The organism is Silicimonas algicola, assembly GCF_003970735.1.
Classification (GTDB): domain Bacteria; phylum Pseudomonadota; class Alphaproteobacteria; order Rhodobacterales; family Rhodobacteraceae; genus Silicimonas; species Silicimonas algicola.
The window spans coordinates 4,254,499-4,274,224 of record NZ_CP034588.1 but is presented as its reverse complement, the minus strand read 5'-3'; the positions used below and the strand labels follow the sequence as shown (position 1 = coordinate 4,274,224).

General features: G+C 65.0%; 17 protein-coding genes. 11 read left to right on the top strand and 6 right to left on the bottom strand.

The genetic code is table 11. The annotated features are described in order from the left end of the window. The first annotated feature begins 52 nt into the window (after positions 1–52). Positions 53–1,120 carry a heat-inducible transcriptional repressor HrcA gene (gene hrcA / locus EF888_RS21195; protein WP_109759197.1) on the top strand — a complete coding sequence of 356 codons (1,068 nt, stop codon included), beginning with the start codon at positions 53–55 and terminating at the stop codon, positions 1,118–1,120. Further along, a complete protein-coding gene (locus EF888_RS21190; protein ID WP_109759196.1) occupies positions 1,120–1,677 on the top strand; it encodes a nucleotide exchange factor GrpE in 558 nt (185 codons plus the stop codon). The genes hrcA and EF888_RS21190 overlap by 1 nt, the downstream gene beginning before the upstream one ends. On the opposite strand, the gene mutS is transcribed toward EF888_RS21190, so the two are convergent. Both mutS and msrA read right to left on the bottom strand, forming a co-directional pair. Continuing rightward, positions 1,674–4,289, bottom strand: coding sequence for a DNA mismatch repair protein MutS (gene mutS, locus EF888_RS21185; protein ID WP_109759370.1), 2,616 nt, complete (start codon positions 4,287–4,289; stop codon positions 1,674–1,676). The two genes, EF888_RS21190 and mutS, sit on opposite strands and share 4 nt — an antisense overlap. A 95-nt stretch (positions 4,290–4,384) precedes the next feature. Beyond that, the gene (msrA, locus tag EF888_RS21180; RefSeq protein WP_109759195.1) at positions 4,385–5,038 is read right to left on the bottom strand and encodes a peptide-methionine (S)-S-oxide reductase MsrA; all 654 of its coding nucleotides are present in this window, start codon (positions 5,036–5,038) and stop codon (positions 4,385–4,387) included. A gap of 139 nt (positions 5,039–5,177) precedes the next feature. Between msrA and EF888_RS21175 the strand changes: the two genes are divergently transcribed. Together EF888_RS21175 and EF888_RS21170 are read left to right on the top strand one after the other, a co-directional pair. Beyond that, positions 5,178–6,074 carry a D-amino acid aminotransferase gene (locus EF888_RS21175; protein WP_109759194.1) on the top strand — a complete coding sequence of 299 codons (897 nt, stop codon included), beginning with the start codon at positions 5,178–5,180 and terminating at the stop codon, positions 6,072–6,074. Then, positions 6,071–6,772: a sulfotransferase-like domain-containing protein gene (locus tag EF888_RS21170; RefSeq protein ID WP_109759193.1), complete on the top strand. Its 702-nt coding sequence runs from the start codon at positions 6,071–6,073 to the stop codon at positions 6,770–6,772. Before EF888_RS21175 ends, EF888_RS21170 begins: the two co-directional genes overlap by 4 nt. Before the next feature lie 117 nt (positions 6,773–6,889). Here EF888_RS21170 and EF888_RS21165 read toward each other — a convergent pair whose 3' ends face one another. The 3 genes from EF888_RS21165 to EF888_RS21155 all read right to left on the bottom strand — a co-directional run bounded on the left by EF888_RS21165 (position 6,890) and on the right by EF888_RS21155 (position 10,004). After that, a complete protein-coding gene (locus tag EF888_RS21165; RefSeq protein WP_109759192.1) occupies positions 6,890–8,116 on the bottom strand; it encodes an argininosuccinate synthase in 1,227 nt (408 codons plus the stop codon). A gap of 121 nt (positions 8,117–8,237) precedes the next feature. Then, the gene (locus EF888_RS21160) at positions 8,238–9,371 is read right to left on the bottom strand and encodes a hypothetical protein (protein WP_109759191.1); all 1,134 of its coding nucleotides are present in this window, start codon (positions 9,369–9,371) and stop codon (positions 8,238–8,240) included. Positions 9,372–9,701: 330 nt separating this feature from the next. Beyond that, positions 9,702–10,004: an Hpt domain-containing protein gene (locus EF888_RS21155; protein WP_109759190.1), complete on the bottom strand. Its 303-nt coding sequence runs from the start codon at positions 10,002–10,004 to the stop codon at positions 9,702–9,704. Positions 10,005–10,104: 100 nt separating this feature from the next. Between EF888_RS21155 and EF888_RS21150 the strand changes: the two genes are divergently transcribed. Next, positions 10,105–11,358: a PP2C family protein-serine/threonine phosphatase gene (locus EF888_RS21150; protein WP_109759189.1), complete on the top strand. Its 1,254-nt coding sequence runs from the start codon at positions 10,105–10,107 to the stop codon at positions 11,356–11,358. Here the strand turns inward: EF888_RS21150 and EF888_RS21145 are convergent. Beyond that, positions 11,355–11,795: an NUDIX hydrolase gene (locus EF888_RS21145; protein ID WP_109759188.1), complete on the bottom strand. Its 441-nt coding sequence runs from the start codon at positions 11,793–11,795 to the stop codon at positions 11,355–11,357. The two genes, EF888_RS21150 and EF888_RS21145, sit on opposite strands and share 4 nt — an antisense overlap. 70 nt (positions 11,796–11,865) lie before the next feature. On the opposite strand from EF888_RS21145, the gene hslO reads away from it, so the two are divergent. From hslO to EF888_RS21115, 6 genes are all read left to right on the top strand, one after another. Further along, on the top strand, positions 11,866–12,852 hold the full coding sequence (hslO, locus tag EF888_RS21140; protein WP_109759187.1) for an Hsp33 family molecular chaperone HslO: 987 nt from the start codon (positions 11,866–11,868) through the stop codon (positions 12,850–12,852). Beyond that, complete coding sequence (locus tag EF888_RS21135; protein WP_109759186.1) at positions 12,845–13,456, top strand: CoA pyrophosphatase; 612 nt, start codon at positions 12,845–12,847, stop codon at positions 13,454–13,456. The genes hslO and EF888_RS21135 overlap by 8 nt, the downstream gene beginning before the upstream one ends. Then, the gene (locus EF888_RS21130; RefSeq protein ID WP_109759185.1) at positions 13,440–14,588 is read left to right on the top strand and encodes a CCA tRNA nucleotidyltransferase; all 1,149 of its coding nucleotides are present in this window, start codon (positions 13,440–13,442) and stop codon (positions 14,586–14,588) included. Before EF888_RS21135 ends, EF888_RS21130 begins: the two co-directional genes overlap by 17 nt. A 161-nt stretch (positions 14,589–14,749) precedes the next feature. Then, complete coding sequence (locus EF888_RS21125) at positions 14,750–16,591, top strand: ABC transporter ATP-binding protein (RefSeq protein WP_109759184.1); 1,842 nt, start codon at positions 14,750–14,752, stop codon at positions 16,589–16,591. Between the two features lie 32 nt (positions 16,592–16,623). Next, complete coding sequence (locus EF888_RS21120; RefSeq protein ID WP_241239924.1) at positions 16,624–18,477, top strand: ABC transporter ATP-binding protein; 1,854 nt, start codon at positions 16,624–16,626, stop codon at positions 18,475–18,477. Continuing rightward, the gene (locus tag EF888_RS21115; protein ID WP_109759183.1) at positions 18,478–19,692 is read left to right on the top strand and encodes a class I SAM-dependent RNA methyltransferase; all 1,215 of its coding nucleotides are present in this window, start codon (positions 18,478–18,480) and stop codon (positions 19,690–19,692) included. It begins immediately after the preceding gene. Positions 19,693–19,726 lie beyond the last annotated feature (34 nt).

The window sequence follows — 19,726 nt, the reverse complement described above, 5'->3', positions numbered from 1 at the left end:
ACGTCACCCCCGCCTTCCCTTTAATTGCACCGCTTCTGCGACGTGGGATCCAATGACGGACACCGGAAAGCTGCTGGAAGAAATGAACCATCGGTCGCGCGAGGTCTTTCGCCGGGTGGTGGAGTCGTATCTCACCAAGGGCGACCCTGTCGGCTCGCGAACGTTGACCCGCGAGATGAGCGAGAAGGTCAGCGCTGCCACGATCCGAAACGTCATGCAGGATCTGGAGTACCTGGGCCTTCTCGGGTCGCCGCATGTGTCGGCCGGACGCATCCCGACAGAGCTCGGTCTGCGAATGTTCGTCGACGGACTTCTCGAGGTCGGCGATCCGACGTCCGAGGACCGCGATGCCATAGATGCCGAGATCACAGGAAGCGACTCCTCGGTCACGTCGATCCTGGATCGAGTGGGTGCTGCATTGTCCGGCGTTACGCGCGGGGCCAGCCTCGTTCTTGCGCCGAAGCACGAAGCGCCTGTGCGTCACATCGAATTCGTGAGCCTGGCGCCGGACCGCGCTCTCGTGGTGCTGGTGTTCAACGACGGGCACGTCGAAAACCGCGTCTTTAATCCGCCCGCGGGCCAGACGGCCAGCTCGTTTCGCGAGGCGGCAAACTTCCTGAATTCCATAGTCGCCGGACACACCTTGTCCGAATTGGGCCGCGTGATTGCAGCCGAGATCGGCAAGCGTCGGCAGGAACTGAACGACCTGGCCCGCGACCTGGTCGAAAACGGCACGGTGATCTGGGAAAACGAGGGCACCGAGACGGAACGGCTGATCGTTCGCGGACGCTCGAACCTCTTGGCGGGAAGCGCCGAGGAGGCCGAGCTTGAACGCATCAGGACGCTATTCGACGATCTCGAGCGGAAGCGCGACATCGCGGACTTCCTCAATCTTACGCAGGACGGCGAAGGCGTGCGGATTTTCATTGGGTCCGAGAACAAGCTTTTCTCACTTTCCGGTTCCTCTCTGGTCGTCTCTCCCTATATGAACGCTGACCGGAAGATCATCGGAGCGATCGGCGTCATCGGACCGACGCGCCTGAACTACGGAAGAATCGTACCTATCGTAGACTACACGGCGCAGCTGTTGGGCCGCGTTATTGCAGACCGAGGCCAGTAATGAGCACGAACGACCCGAAAAAGACCGTCGAAGAGGAAGAGCTGATCGACATCGATTCGCCAGAGGCACTGGAGGATCCCGAGGATGACGAGCGGCTTCAAAAGCTGATCGCCGAGCGTGACGACCTGCGCGACAAGTTCATGCGCGCCTTGGCCGATGCCGAAAACGCCCGGAAGCGGTCCGAACGTGACCGACGCGAGGCGGAACAGTACGGCGGTTCGAAGCTTGCCCGCGACCTGTTGCCGGTCTTCGACAATATGAAGCGGGCGGTGCAGTCGATTTCCGACGAGGGTCGCGAAGAGCACAAGGCGGTCATCGAGGGCGTCGAGTTGACGATGCGCGAGCTTCTGAACGTGTTCAGAAAACACGGGATCGAACCCATTTCCCCTCAGGTGGGCGAACGGTTCGACCCTCAGCAGCACGAGGCCATGTTCGAGGCGCCGCTTCCCGGCACAAGGGCGGGCGAAATCATCCAGGTCGAGGCTGACGGCTTCATGTTGCACGACCGGCTGCTCCGGCCGGCACGTGTAGGCGTCAGCTCGATGCCGTCGTCCTAGGAATCCAGCAGGGCCTTCAGCCGGTAAAGCACGTCGAGAGCTTCTCGCGGGCTAATCTCGTCGGGACGGACGTCGCGGAGGCGGTCCTCGACGATCGACTCCTGTGTCGTTCTGGCAGGCGCCGCTGACGCGGCGGCCGAAAAGAGCGGCAGGTCGTCGATCAGCGTGGCCTTGCGCGCACCACCCTCTCGGTCCCCTTTCTCGAGCGCGTCCAGCACGACCCGCGCGCGGTCGACCACCGACCGGGGCAAACCGGCAAGGCGCGCCACCTGGACACCGTAACTGCGATCGGCAGCTCCCTGTCGAACCTCGTGCAGGAAGATGACCTCCCCGTCCCATTCCTTGACCGCCACCGTCGCGTTGACAACGCCGTCCAGCCGGTCCGCAAGCTCGGTCAGTTCGTGATAGTGCGTCGCGAACAGACCACGACAGCGATTGACGTCGTGAAGGTGTTCCAGCGTGGCCCAGGCGATGGAAAGGCCATCGTAAGTCGCCGTGCCCCGGCCAATTTCGTCCAGAATGACCAGCGCCTTGTCGTCGGCCTGGTTCAGAATGGCCGCCGTCTCAACCATTTCGACCATGAAGGTCGACCGTCCACGCGCCAGATCATCCGCCGCTCCGACCCGGCTGAAAAGCTGGCTGACAAGTCCGATGTGCGCCGCCCCGGCCGGGACGTGGCTTCCGACTTGGGCGAGAAGCGCGATCAGGGCGTTCTGTCGAAGAAAGGTGGACTTGCCTGCCATGTTCGGACCGGTCAGCAGCCAGAGTTTCGATCCCAGGTCGGCGGACAGGTCGCAGTCGTTGGCGATGAAAGGAGAGCCGCCCGCCTTTAGCGCCTTTTCGACAACCGGGTGACGGCCAGCCTCGATTCGGAACGTGCGAGTGTCATCCACGACGGGACGCGTCCAGTCCTCACTGCGGGAGAGAAAAGCCAAAGCTGCCGCCGCGTCCAGTTCGGCCAGAGCTTGCGCGGCATGCTGAAGCTGAGGCGCAAGGTCGAGAACCTGCCGCTTAAGCCTTTCATAAAGACCCTTTTCAATGTCCAGAGCCCGAGAACCAGCGTTAAGGATCTTCTTTTCCATCTCGCTCAGCTCGACCGTCGTAAACCGAACCGCGCTGGCCGTCGTCTGACGGTGGATGAAACGCTCGTTCAAAGGTGCGGCCATCATCCGTTCCGCATGGGTCGAGGTCGTCTCGATAAAGTATCCCAGAACGTTGTTGTGCCTGATCTTCAGGGACCCGATGCCCGTCTCGTCGGCGTATCGCCTCTGATAGGTCGCGATGACACCCCGTCCTTCGTCGCGAAGCTGGCGCGCTTCATCGAGGTCGGGATCGCAGCCTTCGGCGATGAACCCGCCGTCGCGGACGAGAAGGGAAGGTTCGGCGACCAGAAGGTCTTCGAGCGTCGCCGAGAGACCGTCGAAGCCGTGTAGAGCCTTCTCCCACGACGACAGCAGAGAGGGGTCTTGCTCTTTGAGCGTCTGAACGATGGCAGGAAACTCGGCGAGTGCGTTCCGAATGGCGGCAAGGTCGCGGGGGCCTCCTCGGTCGAGTGCCAGGCGCGACAAGGCACGCTGGATGTCAGGGCAGTTGCGGAGAGCGGATCGGATACGGTCGAGGCGCGCAGCATCGGCGAGAAACCAGTCCAGCGCGTCGAGGCGGTCTCGGATGACGTTCAGGTCCCGCGACGGTGCGGATATCCGTCCCTCCAGCAGTCGTCCGCCCGACGCCGTGACAGTCCGGTCGATGGCCTGGAGAAGGGACCCCTCGCGCGTCCCTGAAAGGGAACGGGTCAGTTCCAGGTTCCGCCGTGTCGCCGCATCGATCTGGACCATACCGCCCGACGCTTCCCTCTGCGGGGGGCGAAGGAGCGGCAGATGTCCCTTCTGCGTCAGCTCGAGATAGTCGATCAGCGCGCCGAGCGCCGACACTTCGGCCCGCGTGAACGTGCCGAAGGCGTCGAGGCTCTGGACCCTCCAGAACGCCTCGAGCCGCTTCGTCGCCGAAGCACTGTCGAAGCTGGCCGGCGTCAGCGGAGTGATCGCGGCACCCGTGTCGCCGATGAGGTCGCACAAGTCCGAGTACCGGTTCTCCGACAGGATAACTTCGGACGGGGCCAGGCGCGCCAGTTCGGGCGCGAAGCGGCTCGCCGTCGTCTCCATCACGCGAAGCTCCCCGGTGGAAATATCGACCCAAGCAATCGCGGCCTCGTCTCGAACCTCTGCCAGCGCGACGAGGAAGTTGTGGCGCCGTGCCTCGAGAAGTGTTTCTTCGGTCAGGGTTCCCGGCGTGACGAGGCGAACGACACCGCGTTTCACGACTGACTTCGATCCCCGCTTCTTCGCTTCGGCAGGGTCTTCGAGCTGCTCGCATACAGCGACGCGGAAGCCCTTTCGTATCAGGGTCAGAAGATAGCCTTCGGCGGAATGGACCGGCACGCCGCACATCTGGATGTCTTCGCCGAGATGCTTGCCGCGCTTGGTCAGGGCGATGTCCAGCGCCTCGGCGGCTTGCACCGCATCGTCGAAGAACAATTCGTAGAAATCGCCCATCCTGTAGAACAGGAGAGCCCCGGCGTGTGCGGCCTTGATGTCGAGGTATTGCGCCATCATCGGCGTGACGGCGGCGTTGGCGACGGTCACTCTTCACACCCCCAAGTGCTCTGCCTGAATCTAACGGCGGGCACTCAAGGGTGAAAGGCGAAATGTCAGCTGGCGAACGGCGCGGCAGAGCCCCAGAGCTGTTTCACGCGAGCGTCGCGCCCGCAGGAGGAACGGTAGAACTTGTAGGCTTCCTTCTGCGACTTCGGCCCGCGACGCGTCAGGATGATGCTCGACCCCTTGTAGTAATCCTGATGGTAGGCTTCCGCCGGATAAAAGGCTGCGGCGTCCCGGATGGGGGTCACGATCTTCTGGCCGAGATCCGACTGCGCGTTCGTCTTTGCCTGCTCCGCGGCGGCCTTTTCCTGAGCGTTCGAGACAAAGATCGCGGTTCGGTAGCTCTCGCCGCGGTCACAGAACTGACCGCCGGCATCGGTAGGGTCGACGCTGCGGAAGAACAGGTTCAGAAGCTGCGCATAGCTCACGACGTTCGGGTCGTAGCGCACCTCGACAGCCTCGTAGTGGCCGGTGCCACCTCGAGTCACCTGCTTGTAGGTCGGGTTCGCGACCGTTCCGCCCATGAATCCCGAGACGACCTCGCTGACGCCCTTCACCTTCTCGAAGTCGGCCTCCACGCACCAGAAGCATCCGCCGGCGAAGTAGGCCCGAGCCTCTGCCGCTGCGGCACGGGAGCCGTGGAACGCGGCGCTCGACAGTACGAGAACGATTGCCAGAACGGATCTCCAACGAAAATCAAACATGGTTAAACCTCTCCTTTTCGTCTTCCAGCCTGCGGCCCTTGACGCGACGACGTCCACTCAAGCGAGCGTGATGTCGCGCGATGGTGAGAGTTGTTTCAAACCCCGACCATGACTAGCGTCACGGTAAAACGGAGGTCGAATGGATCAGCAGACAACCCATGCATCGGAAGACGACGCCCGAAACGACGCGATCCTGGTCTGGGTGAACGGTGTCGTGAAGCCTCGCGCCGAGGCATTGGTGAGCGTCTATGACTCGGGCTTCTTGCTGGGCGACGGTGTATGGGAGGGGCTGCGGCTGTATGACGGCACATGGGCGTTTCTCGATGAGCATCTCGACCGCCTGTTCGAGGCCGGAAAGGCCATCGACTTGGACATCGGCCTCGACCGACGCGGCCTGACGGCAGCGCTGGAGGAGACGCAGCGAGCGAACGGGATGACCACGGATGCCCATGCACGCCTGATGGTGACACGCGGTGTGAAGACGCGGCCCTTCCAGCATCCCGCGCTGTCGCGGTCGGGGCCGACCGTTGTCATCATCATGGAACATTCGCGTCCGAAAATCGCGCGCCCGATTCGCCTTGCGACCGTGCCTCACATGCGCGGATTGCCGATGACACAGGATCCGAAGCTGAACAGTCATTCAAAGCTGAACTGCATCCTCGCTTGCATCGCGGCCGAGAAGGCGGGGGCGGACGAGGCGCTGATGCTGGACGTACATGGGTTCGTGAATACGACCAACGCCTGCAACTTCTTCATCGTGCGCAAGGGGGAGGTTTGGACGTCGACGGGCGACTATTGCATGAACGGCATCACGCGGAAGAAGGTGATCGAGCTGTGCCGGGCGAACGGGATCCCGGTCTTCGAGAAGAACTTCTCGCTCGTCGAGACCTATTCCGCCGACGAAGCCTTTCTGACCGGGACGTTCGGCGCTCAGACCCCGGTCAGTGAAATCGACGGGCGAGTCATCGGCGCAGGCGGCCTCGGGCCGGTCACCGAGCGTCTCCTTGCATTGTACAAGGACCTGGTGGCGCGATGAAGATCGCGATGTGGAGCGGGCCGCGGAACCTGTCGACCGCGATGCTCTACGCCTTCGGCAACCGGGCGGACTTTGCAGCCTGGGATGAGCCGTTCTATGCGGCCTATCTCGCGGCGACGGAGATCGACCATCCGATGCGGACCGAGATCATCGGCGCACATGAGACAGATCCTGTTGCGATCGCTCGGGAAATCAGCGGGCCGAACCCCGGCGGAAAGGCCCATTGGTACATGAAGCACATGCCGTTTCACATGGTCGACGGCTTCCCGCTGGACTGGGCGGAGGAGTGCGTCAACGTCCATTTGATCCGTCATCCGGCCAGAGTTGTGGCGAGCTATGTCGCCAAGCGCGAAAGGCCTACCCTGCGTGACATCGGCTTCCAGCAGCAGGTCGAGCTATACGAGCGGTTTCCGGGGCCGGTGCTGGACAGCGACGACATTCGCCGCGATCCCGAGAGGATGCTGAGGCGGCTTTGCGACAGGATCGGGCTGTCCTTCGACCCCGTGATGCTGGCCTGGCCTGCCGGTCCCAAGCCGTTCGACGGGGCGTGGGCGCCGCACTGGTACGGCGCCGTCCACCGCTCGACCGGCTTTGCCGGGGCTGAAGGTTCTCTGCCTAGGCTCGAGGGCGAGGCGGCGGATCTGGCCGATGCGGCGCTGCCGTTCTATGGGCGGATGGCGACGGAAAAGATGGGCTGACGGGGATCGGTATTACGTCGGTATCACGTCGGTATTGCGTCGGTGCGCCTTCGGGTTGCGGCGGACCGGGGCTCTGCCCCGGACCCCGGGATATTTCGGGACCGATGAAAGCCGCCGTCAGCGCTTCAGCCGACGATCCCGGGCCGCCAGCAGCTTCAGCCTGAGCGCGTTGAGCTGGATGAAGCCCTGGGCGTCCTTCTGGTCGTAGGCGCCGGCGTCCTCTTCGAAGGTGACGTGGGCCTCGGAGTAGAGCGACTGCTCTGACCAACGGGCGACGGTGCGGGCGGAGCCCTTGTACAGCTTCACGCGGACGGTGCCCGAGACGTGCTCCTGGCTGGCGTCGATCAGCGCCTGAAGCATGCGGCGCTCGGGCGAGAACCAGAAGCCGTTGTAGATGAACTCGGCGTAGCGCGGCATGATCGAGTCCTTGAGGTGCCCGGACCCGCTGTCGAGCGTGATCTGCTCGATGCCGCGATGGGCCTCGAGGAGGATCGTGCCGCCCGGCGTCTCGTAGAGGCCGCGGGATTTCATGCCAACGAAGCGGTTCTCGACGAGGTCCAAGATGCCGACGCCGTGCTTGCCGCCGAGTTCGTTCAGGCGGGTCAGGATGGTGGCGGGCGACATGGCCCGGCCGTCGATGGCGACGGCATCGCCCTTCTCGAAGGTGATCTCGACCATCTCGGGCTGGTCGGGCGCGTCCTCGGGCCTGGTGATCCGTTGCAGGACGTAGTCCGGCGCTTCCTCAGCCGGGTTTTCCAGCACGCGGCCCTCGGACGAGGTGTGGAGAAGGTTCGCATCGACCGAGAAGGGGGCCTCGCCGCGCTTGTCCCTGGCGATCGGAATCTGGTTGGCCTCGGCGAATTCGAGGAGCTTCGTGCGCGAGGTCAGGTCCCACAGACGCCAGGGGGCAATGACCTTGATGTCGGGGTTCAGCGCGTAGGCCGAAAGCTCGAACCGGACCTGGTCGTTGCCCTTGCCGGTGGCGCCGTGGGCGACCGCGTCTGCGCCCGTCTCGGCCGCGATCTCGACAAGGCGCTTCGAGATGAGGGGGCGGGCAATGGAAGTGCCGAGAAGATACTGGCCCTCGTAGAGCGCGTTGGCGCGGAACATCGGAAAGACGAAGTCGCGGACGAATTCCTCGCGCACATCCTCGATGAAGATGTTCGACGGCTTGATCCCCAGAAGCTCGGCCTTCTTGCGGGCTGGATCCAGTTCCTCGCCCTGGCCCAAGTCGGCGGTGAAGGTCACGACCTCGCAGCCGTACTCGGTCTGGAGCCACTTGAGGATGATCGACGTGTCGAGGCCGCCGGAATAGGCGAGGACGACTTTCTTGGGCGCGGACATGGGGCTTCCCGTGTTCTGGAGTCCGGGCGCGTTTACGACGATTTCCCGAGGGGAACAAGGCGTGGGCCGCAAAGGAAAGGGGCGGCCGAAGCCGCCCCCGTGTCGCTGTATCCGCGCGCGCCTACTCGGCGACGACGACGACCTCGTCAAGCGGGTCGTCGCAGCTTTCGGACAGTTCGCATTCGGCGTCGTCCTCGATCGAGCCGACGTCTTCTTCCGCCTCGTCGCCCGCGCCGATGGCCTCGTCGATCAGGGCACTGTCCGCCTCGAGCCGTTCGTAGAGCTTGTCGAGGAGCGCCTGCTCCTCGGCCGAGATCTCGTCGGTCGAGTCGGGGTTCTTGTTCCAGAAGGCGAGGATCGAGCTTTCCGCCGAGCCTTCGGCCTCAAGCGCCGCGTTCGCGGTCTCGATATCCTCGGGTAGGGGTTCTTCGGCCGTGATGTCGCCGCGATTTTCGACGTCGCCGCCCAGGCCTTCGATGGACTCGGCGAGCTCGGCGATCTCGGCGATGCCGGCCTCGCCTGCGCGGTCGTCGTCGTAGTCGATGAGCGAGTCGTACCCAGCGTCGGAGAGCGCCAGGTCCAGGGTGGCTTCAAGATCGGCGTTCGTGGGATCGGCGTCGAAGGCCGCGCGCGCCTCGTCGATGGACGTGATCGGATCGATGCCCGCGGTGCCGTCGAGATCGGCATAGTAGTCCTCGACCGAGGTGTAGCCGTTCGCTTCCAGCGCTGCTTGCAGGGCGGCGAAGTCATCCGCGAGGTCGATGACCTCCTGCGCGCCTTCGGCATTGGCGTTGGCCACGGCGAGACCGGCCAAGAGGCCGACGGGCCCGTTGGTGTTGCCATTGCGGATGTGGGCGAGAACGGCGTTCGTGTTCGCGTTCAGCGCGCCGTTCATGTTGCCGAGGTTCGAGGGATGCATCGGATCGGCCTTTTTCGAGACCTTCACCGTCTGGGTTGCATTCGAACGAGCGGGGGCCACGCGGGCCGCCTTCTTTTCTTGTCCGGTCAGCTTGCGGAACATGCCCTCGATGCCGCCGCCCGACTTGCCGTTGCCGCGCGAGGCGGTCTCACCGCCGCCGGATTTGCCGCCCTTGTTGCCGCGCTCGGAGCGGTCGCTTTTTCCGTTGCCGCCCGCATTGTCCGATTTGGCGTAAGCGGCGTCGGCGGTGACGATGGAAACGACGGTCACGGCGGGGATCAGCGCGACCGACGCGAGAAGCGCGGCGGTGATCGTTGCGGTGAGTGTACGGGTCATTCTGTTCCTCCTGAATGGTGCGTGTGTGAGCCTTGAGGCAGACGCTAGGAACCCATGATGGCGAGACTTGGGCAGGACGCCACAATTGCTTTTACGGTCGGCGAGCGAGCGCCGGACGAAAGCGTAACGCATTGAAAGTGATGAATACTTTGGCCGTCTAACTATAGTTTAGATTTGGATTAGCCGAGGGTCCGGGGCCAGTGTGCGGCATCATACGCCCGAGGTTTATTCGACCCCGCCACTCTATTGTCATCGAAGAGGCAACATTGGGGCGGCTCGGTCCGCAATACCGCTGAGGCGAGGTCAATCGCCTTCCGGCGCGAATCGCTGTCAGAGCAGGGCGAGCAGCGCGGGACGAGCCTTGAAGTATGCGGCGCGGATGTCTTCGATCTTCGGCCGGGACTGCGGATCGTCGCGAAGACGGTCTTCTTCGGCGAGGCAGATGGCGCTTAGCTGGGAGAGACCGATGTTGAGCGCGCTGCCCTTGAGGAAGTGGAGTTGTTCGACGGTCGCACTGCGGTCGAGGGTGGCGAGAACCTCCTCCACCTCCTCGCAGAAAAGGCCGACGACCTCGGCCAGGTCGTCGCATCCGACCTCCTCCCTCAACTCGTCGATGCGACGGGCGTCGATCATGGGCGCGCTCCTTCCGCGCGGCAGATAATCAGGGTCAGGTTAAGGGGGAGTAGCCAGGCGCGTTCACCCGAACTTAACCCGGGAGAGGCCAAGGAAAGGCATGAAGAGCCGTGACGTTCTGGGGCCCTCCAAGGCTGCGATGGTGGTTCAGCCGGTGCTGGTTGTGGACGACAGCCGGGCGCAGCGTCGTCTGCTGGTCCGCGCGCTGCAACGCTGGGGATACGACGCCGTCGATGCGGCCTCCGGTGAGGCGGCGCTGGACCTCGTGCGAGCGCTGCCGATCGACATCGTCATCAGCGACTGGATGATGCCGGGGATGTCCGGCGTCGACTTCTGCCGCGCCTTCCGCGAACTGGCCGAGGGGCGGCCGGCGTATTTCATCCTGTTGACCGCGCGAAGCGAGAGCGAGGTGCTGGCCGAGGGACTGGAGAGCGGGGCGGACGACTTTCTCTCGAAACCCTTCAACGCGGTCGAGCTTCGGGCCCGGCTGCGGGCGGGCGAGCGGGTCGTGAACGCGCAGAAGGACCTGTCGGCGAAGAACGCGGCGCTGTCGGCGGCGCTGCGGAAGCTGTCTGACGCCTATACCGCCATCGACCGTGACCTGCGGGGCGCCCGGGTGTTCCAGGAAGGTCTGGTGCCGGACCGGCATTTCGTCCTAGGCGGATACGAGGTGTCGATGCTGTTCCGGCCAAGCGGGCATGTGGGCGGCGACCTCGTGGGCCACTTCAGGGTCAACGACAGCGAGCTTGGGCTCTATTCCGTCGACGTCTCGGGTCACGGCGTGGCCTCGGCGCTGATGACGGCGCGGCTTGCAGGATACCTGGGCGATGGAGCGCCCGAACGGAACGTGGCGCTGGAGCCGGACGGACAGGGCGGCTACCGGATGGCGAAGCCCGAGGCCTCGCTGGCGCGGCTGAATCGCATCTTCCAATCGGATGGCGACAACGATCACTATCTGACGCTGTCGCTCGCGCATCTGAACATGGTCACGGGAGAGGTTGTCCTGTGCCAGGCCGGTCATCCCAGTCCGATGGTGCAGCGACGTGACGGCAGCGTGATCTGTGTCGAGATGTTCAGCACCCCGATCGGCCTTCTGGATGAGGGGGAGTTCTGCACCCGTCGTCTGACGCTGGAGCCGGGCGACAGGCTGATCCTCTATTCCGACGGGCTGACCGAATGTCCGGGGCCGGGTGGCGTCTTGCTGGAAGAGGAAGGGCTGGCGGAGATCCTGCGCGACACATCGGGTGTTCACGGACCGGCGCTGGTCGAGACGATCTTCGACCGTCTGGCCGCCCACCGGGGATCGGATGACTTTCCCGACGACCTGTCCGCGGTGGTGATCGAGCGTCTCTAGAGACCGAGGGCGCGCGCCAGGAACAGACGGTCGCCGTCGTTTGCGACCAGTTTGACGGCGCGGGCGGGCTCCGCCCAGATCGCGCTGTGACCGGGCTCGGTCGGACCGCTGCGGGGCAGGGCGGGGCGGGCGAGATAGATGTGGCAGACCTTCTCGGCCCAGATGTCGTAGTCGGGCATGAAGGTGAAGCGGCGGAACGCGCCCAGCCTGGACCGGACGGCGATGCGCCAGCCGGTCTCTTCGAGGACTTCGCGATGCAGCGCGGCGACCGGCGCTTCGCCCGCATCCATGCCGCCGCCAGGAAGCTGGTACTCGGGCACCGGATCGGCCTGAAATGTCAGAAGAACGCGGCCATCGCGCACGAGCACGGCATAGACGCCGGGGCGGTGGCGATAGCGGATGCCGGGACGGACCGGATCGCCGACGCGGGGGATCATCGCTTGGACCTCGTACGGGGGCACCTATATAGTCGCGGTATGGCATGGTGCCGACCGCCAGGGAAACCCCATGAATCTTGGAACGAGAATTGCCTGGGACGATACCGTCCTGCCCTTCCAGCTTGACCGCACCGACACGCGTGGGCGGGTCGCGCGGCTGGACGGCGTCCTTCGTCGCGTTCTGGCGCAGCACGATTATCCGCCCGCCATCGAGGCGCTGGTAGCCGAGACGGTTCTGCTGACAGCGCTTATCGGGCAGACCATCAAGCTGCGCTGGAAGCTGTCGCTGCAGGTCCGGGGCGACGGGCCCGCGCGCCTTGTGGCGACGGACTATTTCGCCCCGACCGAGGACGGCGGTCCGGCCCGCATCCGCGCCTATGCCAGCTTCGACGAGCAGCGGCTCGACCCCTCGGGCGAACCCTTTCCGCAGATCGGAAAGGGCTATTTCGCCGTGCTTATCGACCAGGGACCGGGCACGACGCCCTATCAGGGGATCACGCCCATTGCGGGAGATTCGATCTCGGCCTGCGCCCAAACCTATTTCGCACAGTCAGAGCAGCTTCCGACACGGTTCGCACTGTCTTACGGGCAGACGCAGTTGCCCGGCGAGCCGATGCATTGGCGGGCCGGCGGCGTGATGCTTCAGCAGATGCCCGAGGCCTCGCCGCTGATGCAGGGCGGTGGATCGGGCGAGGGCGGGTTGCTTGCGGCCGAGGACATCATGGATGGTGATGCGGCGCGCGACTGGGAGCATGTGAACATTCTTCTGGACAGCGCCGACGACATCGAATTGATCGGACCGAGCGTCCAGCCGACCGAGCTTCTGGTCAGGCTGTTCCATCAGGATGGGCCTCGGGTCTTCGATCCGCAGCGTGTCGAGTTCGGCTGCACCTGTTCGCCCGACCGCGTGCGCCAGACGCTGTCGATCTATTCGGCCAAGGATATCGCTCACATGACCACGGACGAGGGTATCGTGACGGCGGACTGCCAGTTCTGCGGCGCGCACTACGAGTTCGACCCCAAGACGCTTGGGTTCGAGGCGAAGGACGATGACTGACACCGAGGCTTCCCTGCGGGCGGCCGTGGCCCGTGCGGGGCGGCCTTCATCGGACTATGACCTGAACCCCGAGATCCGGCTTCCGGACGGACGCACGCTGCGCGACGCTTCGGTCCTGATCGCCGTGGTCGATCACGAGGCGTCTCCGGGGTTGATCCTGACGAAGCGGTCGTCTCGGCTGAAGCACCATCCGGGCCAGATCGCCTTTCCCGGTGGCAAGGTCGAAGACGTCGACACAGACGCCAGCGCCGCAGCCCTGCGCGAGGCACATGAGGAGATCGGGCTGCCGTCGTCGAGCGTGCGCGTCCTCGGCACGCTTCCCCCGCACGAGACGGTGACAGGCTTTATGGTGACGCCCGTCGTTTCGCTCATTTTGCCCGGATTCGAGCCTGTTCCCGAGGCGGGCGAAGTCGCCGAGGTCTTCGAGGTTCCGCTCGCCCATGTTCTGGACCCCGCAAACTATCGCATTCAGTACAGGCGCTGGCGGGGCGAGCGGCGTTATTATTTCACCGTGCCCTGGGGACCCTATTACATCTGGGGGGCGACGGCGCGGATGCTTCGCGCCCTGGCGGACCGGATGAGCGACGATGCGGATCGAGGCTGACTGGCTGATCGCGCCGGGCGCGGCGCGGCTCTTCTCGCTTCTGAACGACGCGGGGTATAACGCCTTCGCTGTGGGCGGATGCGTGCGCGACGCCATTCTGCGGCGGCCCGTGACCGATGTGGATCTCTCGACGGATGCTCGGCCGGAGAGGGTGATGGAGCTGGCGGCAGAGGCGGGGCTCCATGCCGTGGGGACGGGCATCGACCACGGCACCGTGACGGTGGTGTCGGAGGGCGTGCCCTATGAGATCACGACATTTCGGCGCGATGTCGAAACGGACGGGCGCCGCGCGGTCGTCGCGTTTTCCGACAGTCTGGACGACGATGCGCGGCGGCGGGACTTCACGATGAACGCGCTTTACGCAGATTCTTCGGGCGAGGTCGTGGATCCGCTCGGCGGTCTGGGTGACCTGCGGGCGGGCCGTGTACGGTTCATCGAGGACGCCGAGACGCGAATCCGTGAGGATTACCTGCGGAGCCTTCGGTACTTCCGGTTCCATGCCTGGTACGGCGATCCTTCTCTTGGCTTCGATCCCGATGCACTCGACGCCATAGCGCGGACGGTCGAGGGTTTGGAAACTCTCTCTCGCGAGAGGGTCGGCGCGGAAATGAAGCGGCTTCTGGCGGCACCTGACCCGGCGCCGGCGCTGGCTGCGATGCGGGTGACGGGCGTACTGCCGGCCATACTGCCGGGCTCGGACGATACCGCGCTGGCGCCGCTTGTCGCGCTCGAAAGTCTCGCGGGGGTCGAGCCCGATGCGTTGCGACGGCTAGCCGCGCTTGGCGGCGATCCGTCAGATGCTCTTCGCCTGTCCCGGAAGGAAACGGACAGGCTGTCCGGAATCGTCGAGGCAGGAGGCCTTGCGCCGGGAGAGGCGGGCTATCGCTTCGGGTCAGAGACTGCGCGCGACGCAATGCTTGTTCGGGCGGCGAGCCTTGGGCGGCCCCTGACGGACGAATTGGAGACGGCGGAGCATGGCGCCGCGAAGAAGTTTCCCGTCGTCGCCGCCGACCTGATGCCGCGGTTCGAAGGGCACCGGCTGGGCGCGGAGTTGAAGCGACTCGAGCGGCTCTGGATCGAGAGCGGGTTCGTCCTCGACCGCGAGGCGCTTCTCGACGACAAGCCGGGGTGACAAGCGGCGCTCTTTGCGCTATCGGAAACCTGCAGAACATGGAGCGCACGATGACCGACAGGATCCCCGACAGCCGCATCTGACCGGCCCGATCCTGTGGTGGATGGGCCTGTGGTCCCCGCCGTCATCTCATCGCATTTCTTCGTCAAGGCCTCCGCCTCATGTTCCGCTTCTTCGAAAACCTCGTCGATCCTTACGTCTCCTATCCGGCCGAAGACACGCCGCCGCGTCGGCTCTGGCCGTTCATCAAGGGTCTAAGCCGGCCGTTCTGGCCGATCTTCGGTGTCGCGGCAGTCATGTCGGTGGCGGTGGCCGCGATCGAGATCTGGCTGATCTACTACATCGGGCGGCTGGTCGATCTGCTGGCCGTCAGCGAGCCTTCGACCTTCTGGGATCAGCACTGGCTGGAGATGCTGGGGGTCGCGGCGCTTCTTCTGCTGGTGCGACCGGCGATCCAGGCTCTGGACGTCGGGCTGCTGAACAACACTATTCTTCCGAATTTCGGCACGCTGATCCGGTGGAGGGCGCACGCGCATGTGCTGCGGCAGTCGGTCGGCTGGTTCGAGAACGATTTCGCCGGACGGATCGCGAACCGCATCATGCAGACGCCTCCTGCGGCGGGCGAAGCGGTGTTCCAGGTCTTCGACGCCATGACCTATGCGACGGCCTATGTCGTCGGCGCCTTCATCCTGTTGTCCGACGCCGACTCGCAGCTTGCGGTGCCGCTGGCGTTCTGGCTGATGCTGTACGGTCTCCTGGTGACCTGGACGGTTCGGCGGGTGGGGCCTGCGTCGAAGATATCGTCGGACGCGCGAAGTGCCGTCACGGGGCGGGTCGTCGACGCCTACAGCAACATCCATTCGGTGAAGATGTTCGCGCATACCTCGGCGGAACTCGACCATGCGCGCGACGTGATCGAGCATTCGCGGCGCACCTTCCAGAACGAGATGCGAATCTTCACCACGATGGATCTGAGCCTGACGGTCATCAACGGCTTCCTGACGGTTGCAGTCATCGGATGGGCGATCTGGCTTTGGTCTGCCGGTGCCGCCAGCGTGGGCGTCGTCGCCGTCGCCTCGACCATCGTGCTGCGCCTGTCCGCCATGACGGGCTGGCTGATGTGGGCTCTGACGTCTTTCTTCCGCAACCTGGGTGTCGTGGCCGAGGGGATGGAGACCATCGCGCAGCCGATCCACCTGGTCGATCGGGCCGACGCCCGGCCGCTGGTGCCCGGGTCGGGACGTATCGTCTTCGAGGAGGTGAGCCACCATTACGGACGTGGTTCGGACGGGCTGGACCGGCTGTCACTGGTCATCGAGCCGGGTCAGAAGGTGGGCCTTGTCGGCCGTTCGGGCGCGGGCAAATCGACGCTCGTGAAGTTGCTGCTGCGCTTCTACGACGTCGAGGGCGGACGGATACTGATCGACGGGCAGGATGTGCGCGACGTGACGCAGGATTCGCTGCGCGCCCGCATCGGCATGGTCCAGCAGGATTCGTCGCTTCTGCACCGCTCGGTGCGTGAGAACATCCTTTACGGTCGTCCAGACGCCACCGAGTCCGAGATGGTCGAGGCGGCACGGCGCGCCGAGGCGCATGATTTCATCCTGACGCTGCGCGACCCCGAGGGCCGGTCCGGTTATGACGCCCAGGTCGGCGAGAGAGGCGTGAAGCTGTCGGGCGGCCAGCGGCAGCGGATCGCGCTGGCGCGTGTCATCCTGAAGGATGCGCCGATCCTCGTGCTGGACGAGGCGACGAGCGCCCTAGATTCCGAAGTCGAGGCGGCAATTCAGGATACGTTGTACGGCATGATGGAAGGCAAGACCGTGATCGCCATCGCGCACCGGCTGTCGACCATCTCGCAACTGGATCGGATCGTCGTCCTGGACGAAGGCCGGATCGTCGAAGACGGGAGTCATGCTGCGCTTTTGTCGGGCGGAGGACTATATGCAGGGTTCTGGTCCCGCCAGTCGGGCGGATTTTTGAATACAGAGGCAGCAGAGTGAAGGTTCCCGATCCCGTCCATCTCGAGCGCGACCTGGGTCACGTTCCCGCGCCCTATCGCTGGCTCGCCGACCGGATCGATCCATTTCGACCGGCGGACGGCCCGCCGCCGCGCACGCTGTGGCGCTTCATGCGCTGGTCGCTGGAAGGGGCTGAAACGCAGATCGGGCTGTCGGCCCTCACCTCGGTCGTCTGGGGTGTCATCAGCGTCATGGGCTACTGGCTGATCGGCTGGATGATCGACCAGGCGCAGATCGTGGGGCCTGGATTCTTGGCCGAGCAGTGGATGGTGTTCGCCGGGTTCGTCCTGTTCTTCGTCGTGCTCTGGCCGGTCACGATGGTGTTGAGCGCGGCGTACAACACCGTGGTCCTGGGCACGAACCTCTATTCGCTGGTCCTGTCGCGGATCAATCGGCACACCCTGGGGCAGAGCCTGTCCTATTTCGACAACGATTTCGCCGGGCGCATCGCGCAGAAAAGCCAGCAGACGGCACGGGCCCTGACCGACGTGGTGACCGAGGTGACGAACGCCATCGGCAACGCGCTGACCGCTGTCATCAGTTCGGCGGCGCTTCTGGCCTTCATCGACTGGCGCCTGGCGGCGGTGGTCGTCGTCTGGTCGCTCTCTTACGTCGTGCTGATCCGCTACTTCATCCCGAGGATCCGAATGCGCTCGCAGACCCGTGCCGCGCGGCGCGCGGTGGTGACGGGGCAGATCGTCGACACCATCACCAACGTCGCCACCGTCAAGCTGTTCGCCTACGGCACGGCCGAGGAACGGGCGACCGACGACGCGCTGGCCGGGTTCCGCGAGGCGGGCGTGGCCTGGGCCGGGATCGTGGTGACGTTCCGCATCTTCATCTTCACTCTGGCGGGCGCGCTTCCCGCGGCGCTGATCGGCATCGCCCTGTGGCTTTGGGGGCAGGGCACGGCGACCGCCGGCGACATCGCGACCGCGGGGCTCGTGTCGACGCGGCTGGCCACGATGACGGGATGGGTCAGCTTCGCCGCCCTTGGGGTCTTCACCAATATCGGAGAGATCGAAGACGGGATCCGCACGCTGACACCCGCGCACACGATCCTCGACCGGCCCGACGCCATCAATCCGGGACGCGCGAAGGGCGCGATAAGGTTCGAGAACCTGCATTTCGGCTACGGCACGTCGAAGGCGGCGCTGGATGGGTTCGACCTGGAGATCGCGCCTGGCGAAAAGGTCGCGCTGGTCGGCGCCTCGGGGGCCGGGAAGAGCACCGTCACGTCTCTGTTGCTGCGGCTTTACGATGTCGAAGAGGGGCGTGTCCTGATCGACGGCACCGATATTCGCGATGTGACCCAGGACGGGTTGCGGCGGATGATCTCGATGGTCCGGCAGGAAACCTCGATGTTCAACCGTTCGGCTCTGGAAAACATCCGCTATGGCAAGCCCGAGGCCAGCAAGGAGGACGTGATCCACGCGGCCGAGCTGGCCGAGGCGCACGACTTCATCCTGGAGCTGAGGGATCACAGGGGCCGCATGGGGTACGAGGCGCATCTGGGGGAACGCGGCGTGAAACTGTCCGGCGGGCAGCGGCAGCGGATCGCGCTGGCGCGGGCGATCCTGAAGGACGCGCCGATCCTCGTGCTGGATGAAGCGACGAGTGCGCTCGATTCCGAGGTCGAGGCGGCGATCCAGGAGTCGCTGTCGTCGCTGATGGAGGGCAAGACCGTGCTGGCCATCGCGCACCGGCTGTCGACCATCGCGCAGATGGACCGCATCGTCGTGCTGGAGGATGGACGCATCGTCGAGCAGGGAACGCACGAAGAGCTTCTGGCGCGGGACGGCGTCTATGCGAAGTTCTGGCGTCACCAGTCGGGCGGCTTTATTGGCGTGCAGGAGGCGGCCGAGTAGATGCAGGCGACCATCCTGCGTCTGGGTCACCTTGGGGACGGCATCGCGGAGGGTCCCGTTTTTGTCCCGCGCACCCTGCCGGGCGAGGTGGTCGAGGGTGAGCTTTCGGGTGACCGGTTAGCTTCGCCGCGCATCGTCACACCGTCTTCGAACCGCGTGTCGGCCCCCTGTCCACACTATCGCGGTTGCGGCGGGTGCGCGCTTCAGCACGCCTCGGATGACTTCGTGGCGGATTGGAAGGCGGGTGTGGTCGAGACGGCGCTGTCGGCCGTTGGGATCGAGGCGAAGGTGCGTCGTGTCCATACGTCCCCGCCCGGATCGCGGCGGCGGGCGACGTTTACGGGCCGCAGGACCAAGTCCGGCGCTATCATCGGGTTTCATGCACCCTACAGCGACGCGATCCGCGAGGTGCCGCATTGCCTTCTGGTGCGTCCGGCGCTTGTCGAGGCGCTTCCGGTGCTGGAACGGATCGTCACCCTCGGCGGCAGCCGGAAGGGCGAGGTGCGGCTGACAGTGACCGAAACGGACAGCGGTCTCGACGTCGCGGTGACGGGTGGCAAGCCGATCGACGTCTCGTTGCAGGCGCACTTTGGAGCCGTCGCGGCCGAGGCGGGACTTGCCCGACTGTCATGGGATCGCGAGGTCGTGGCGATGGAGCGGCCTCCGCTGGTGCAGTTCGGGCGCGCGCAGGTGACGCCGCCGCCGGGCGCTTTTCTTCAGGCGACGACCGAGGGCGAGGCCGCTCTCGTTGCAGGCGTGCGCGAGGCCCTGGACGGCGCCACGGGCGACATCGTCGACCTCTTCGCGGGCTGCGGGACGTTCAGCCTTCCCCTGGCCGAGCGCGGTCACGTTCACGCGGTCGAAGCCGAGGAGGAGATGCTGGAGGCGCTGGATCGTGGCTGGCGTCATGCGCCGGGTCTCCATGCCGTGACGACAGAGACGCGCGACCTTTTCCGGCGCCCGCTGGATGCCGAGGCGCTGTCGCATTTCGGGGCTGCCGTGATCGACCCGCCCCGCGCGGGAGCGGAGCGTCAGGTGGAGTCGCTGGCGGCGTCCAACATCTCACGCGTCGCCATGGTCTCGTGCAGCCCTGTCACCTTCGCGCGCGATACAGCGCGTCTCGTCCAAGCAGGGTTCGGCATCGCCTGGATGGATGTCGTCGACCAGTTCAGGTGGTCGACCCATGTCGAGATCATCGCGGCCTTCACACGCTGAAAGCGATTCACCTACGTCCCGAAATAGGCTATCA

Excerpts from the sequence above, each read along its gene's own strand:
- EF888_RS21170 (WP_109759193.1), top strand. The coding sequence starts at position 6,071 with ATGAAGATCGCGATGTGGAGCGGGCCGCGGAACCTGTCGACCGCGATG.
- EF888_RS21115 (WP_109759183.1), top strand. The coding sequence starts at position 18,478 with ATGCAGGCGACCATCCTGCGTCTGGGTCACCTTGGGGACGGCATCGCG.
- msrA (WP_109759195.1), bottom strand. The coding sequence starts at position 5,038 with ATGTTTGATTTTCGTTGGAGATCCGTTCTGGCAATCGTTCTCGTACTG.
- EF888_RS21175 (WP_109759194.1), top strand. The coding sequence starts at position 5,178 with ATGGATCAGCAGACAACCCATGCATCGGAAGACGACGCCCGAAACGAC.
- EF888_RS21135 (WP_109759186.1), top strand. The coding sequence starts at position 12,845 with ATGACTGACACCGAGGCTTCCCTGCGGGCGGCCGTGGCCCGTGCGGGG.
- EF888_RS21145 (WP_109759188.1), bottom strand. The coding sequence starts at position 11,795 with ATGATCCCCCGCGTCGGCGATCCGGTCCGTCCCGGCATCCGCTATCGC.
- EF888_RS21165 (WP_109759192.1), bottom strand. The coding sequence starts at position 8,116 with ATGTCCGCGCCCAAGAAAGTCGTCCTCGCCTATTCCGGCGGCCTCGAC.
- EF888_RS21125 (WP_109759184.1), top strand. The coding sequence starts at position 14,750 with ATGTTCCGCTTCTTCGAAAACCTCGTCGATCCTTACGTCTCCTATCCG.
- EF888_RS21150 (WP_109759189.1), top strand. The coding sequence starts at position 10,105 with ATGAAGAGCCGTGACGTTCTGGGGCCCTCCAAGGCTGCGATGGTGGTT.
- hrcA (WP_109759197.1), top strand. The coding sequence starts at position 53 with ATGACGGACACCGGAAAGCTGCTGGAAGAAATGAACCATCGGTCGCGC.
- EF888_RS21130 (WP_109759185.1), top strand. The coding sequence starts at position 13,440 with ATGCGGATCGAGGCTGACTGGCTGATCGCGCCGGGCGCGGCGCGGCTC.
- EF888_RS21190 (WP_109759196.1), top strand. The coding sequence starts at position 1,120 with ATGAGCACGAACGACCCGAAAAAGACCGTCGAAGAGGAAGAGCTGATC.
- hslO (WP_109759187.1), top strand. The coding sequence starts at position 11,866 with ATGAATCTTGGAACGAGAATTGCCTGGGACGATACCGTCCTGCCCTTC.
- EF888_RS21160 (WP_109759191.1), bottom strand. The coding sequence starts at position 9,371 with ATGACCCGTACACTCACCGCAACGATCACCGCCGCGCTTCTCGCGTCG.
- mutS (WP_109759370.1), bottom strand. The coding sequence starts at position 4,289 with ATGATGGCGCAATACCTCGACATCAAGGCCGCACACGCCGGGGCTCTC.
- EF888_RS21155 (WP_109759190.1), bottom strand. The coding sequence starts at position 10,004 with ATGATCGACGCCCGTCGCATCGACGAGTTGAGGGAGGAGGTCGGATGC.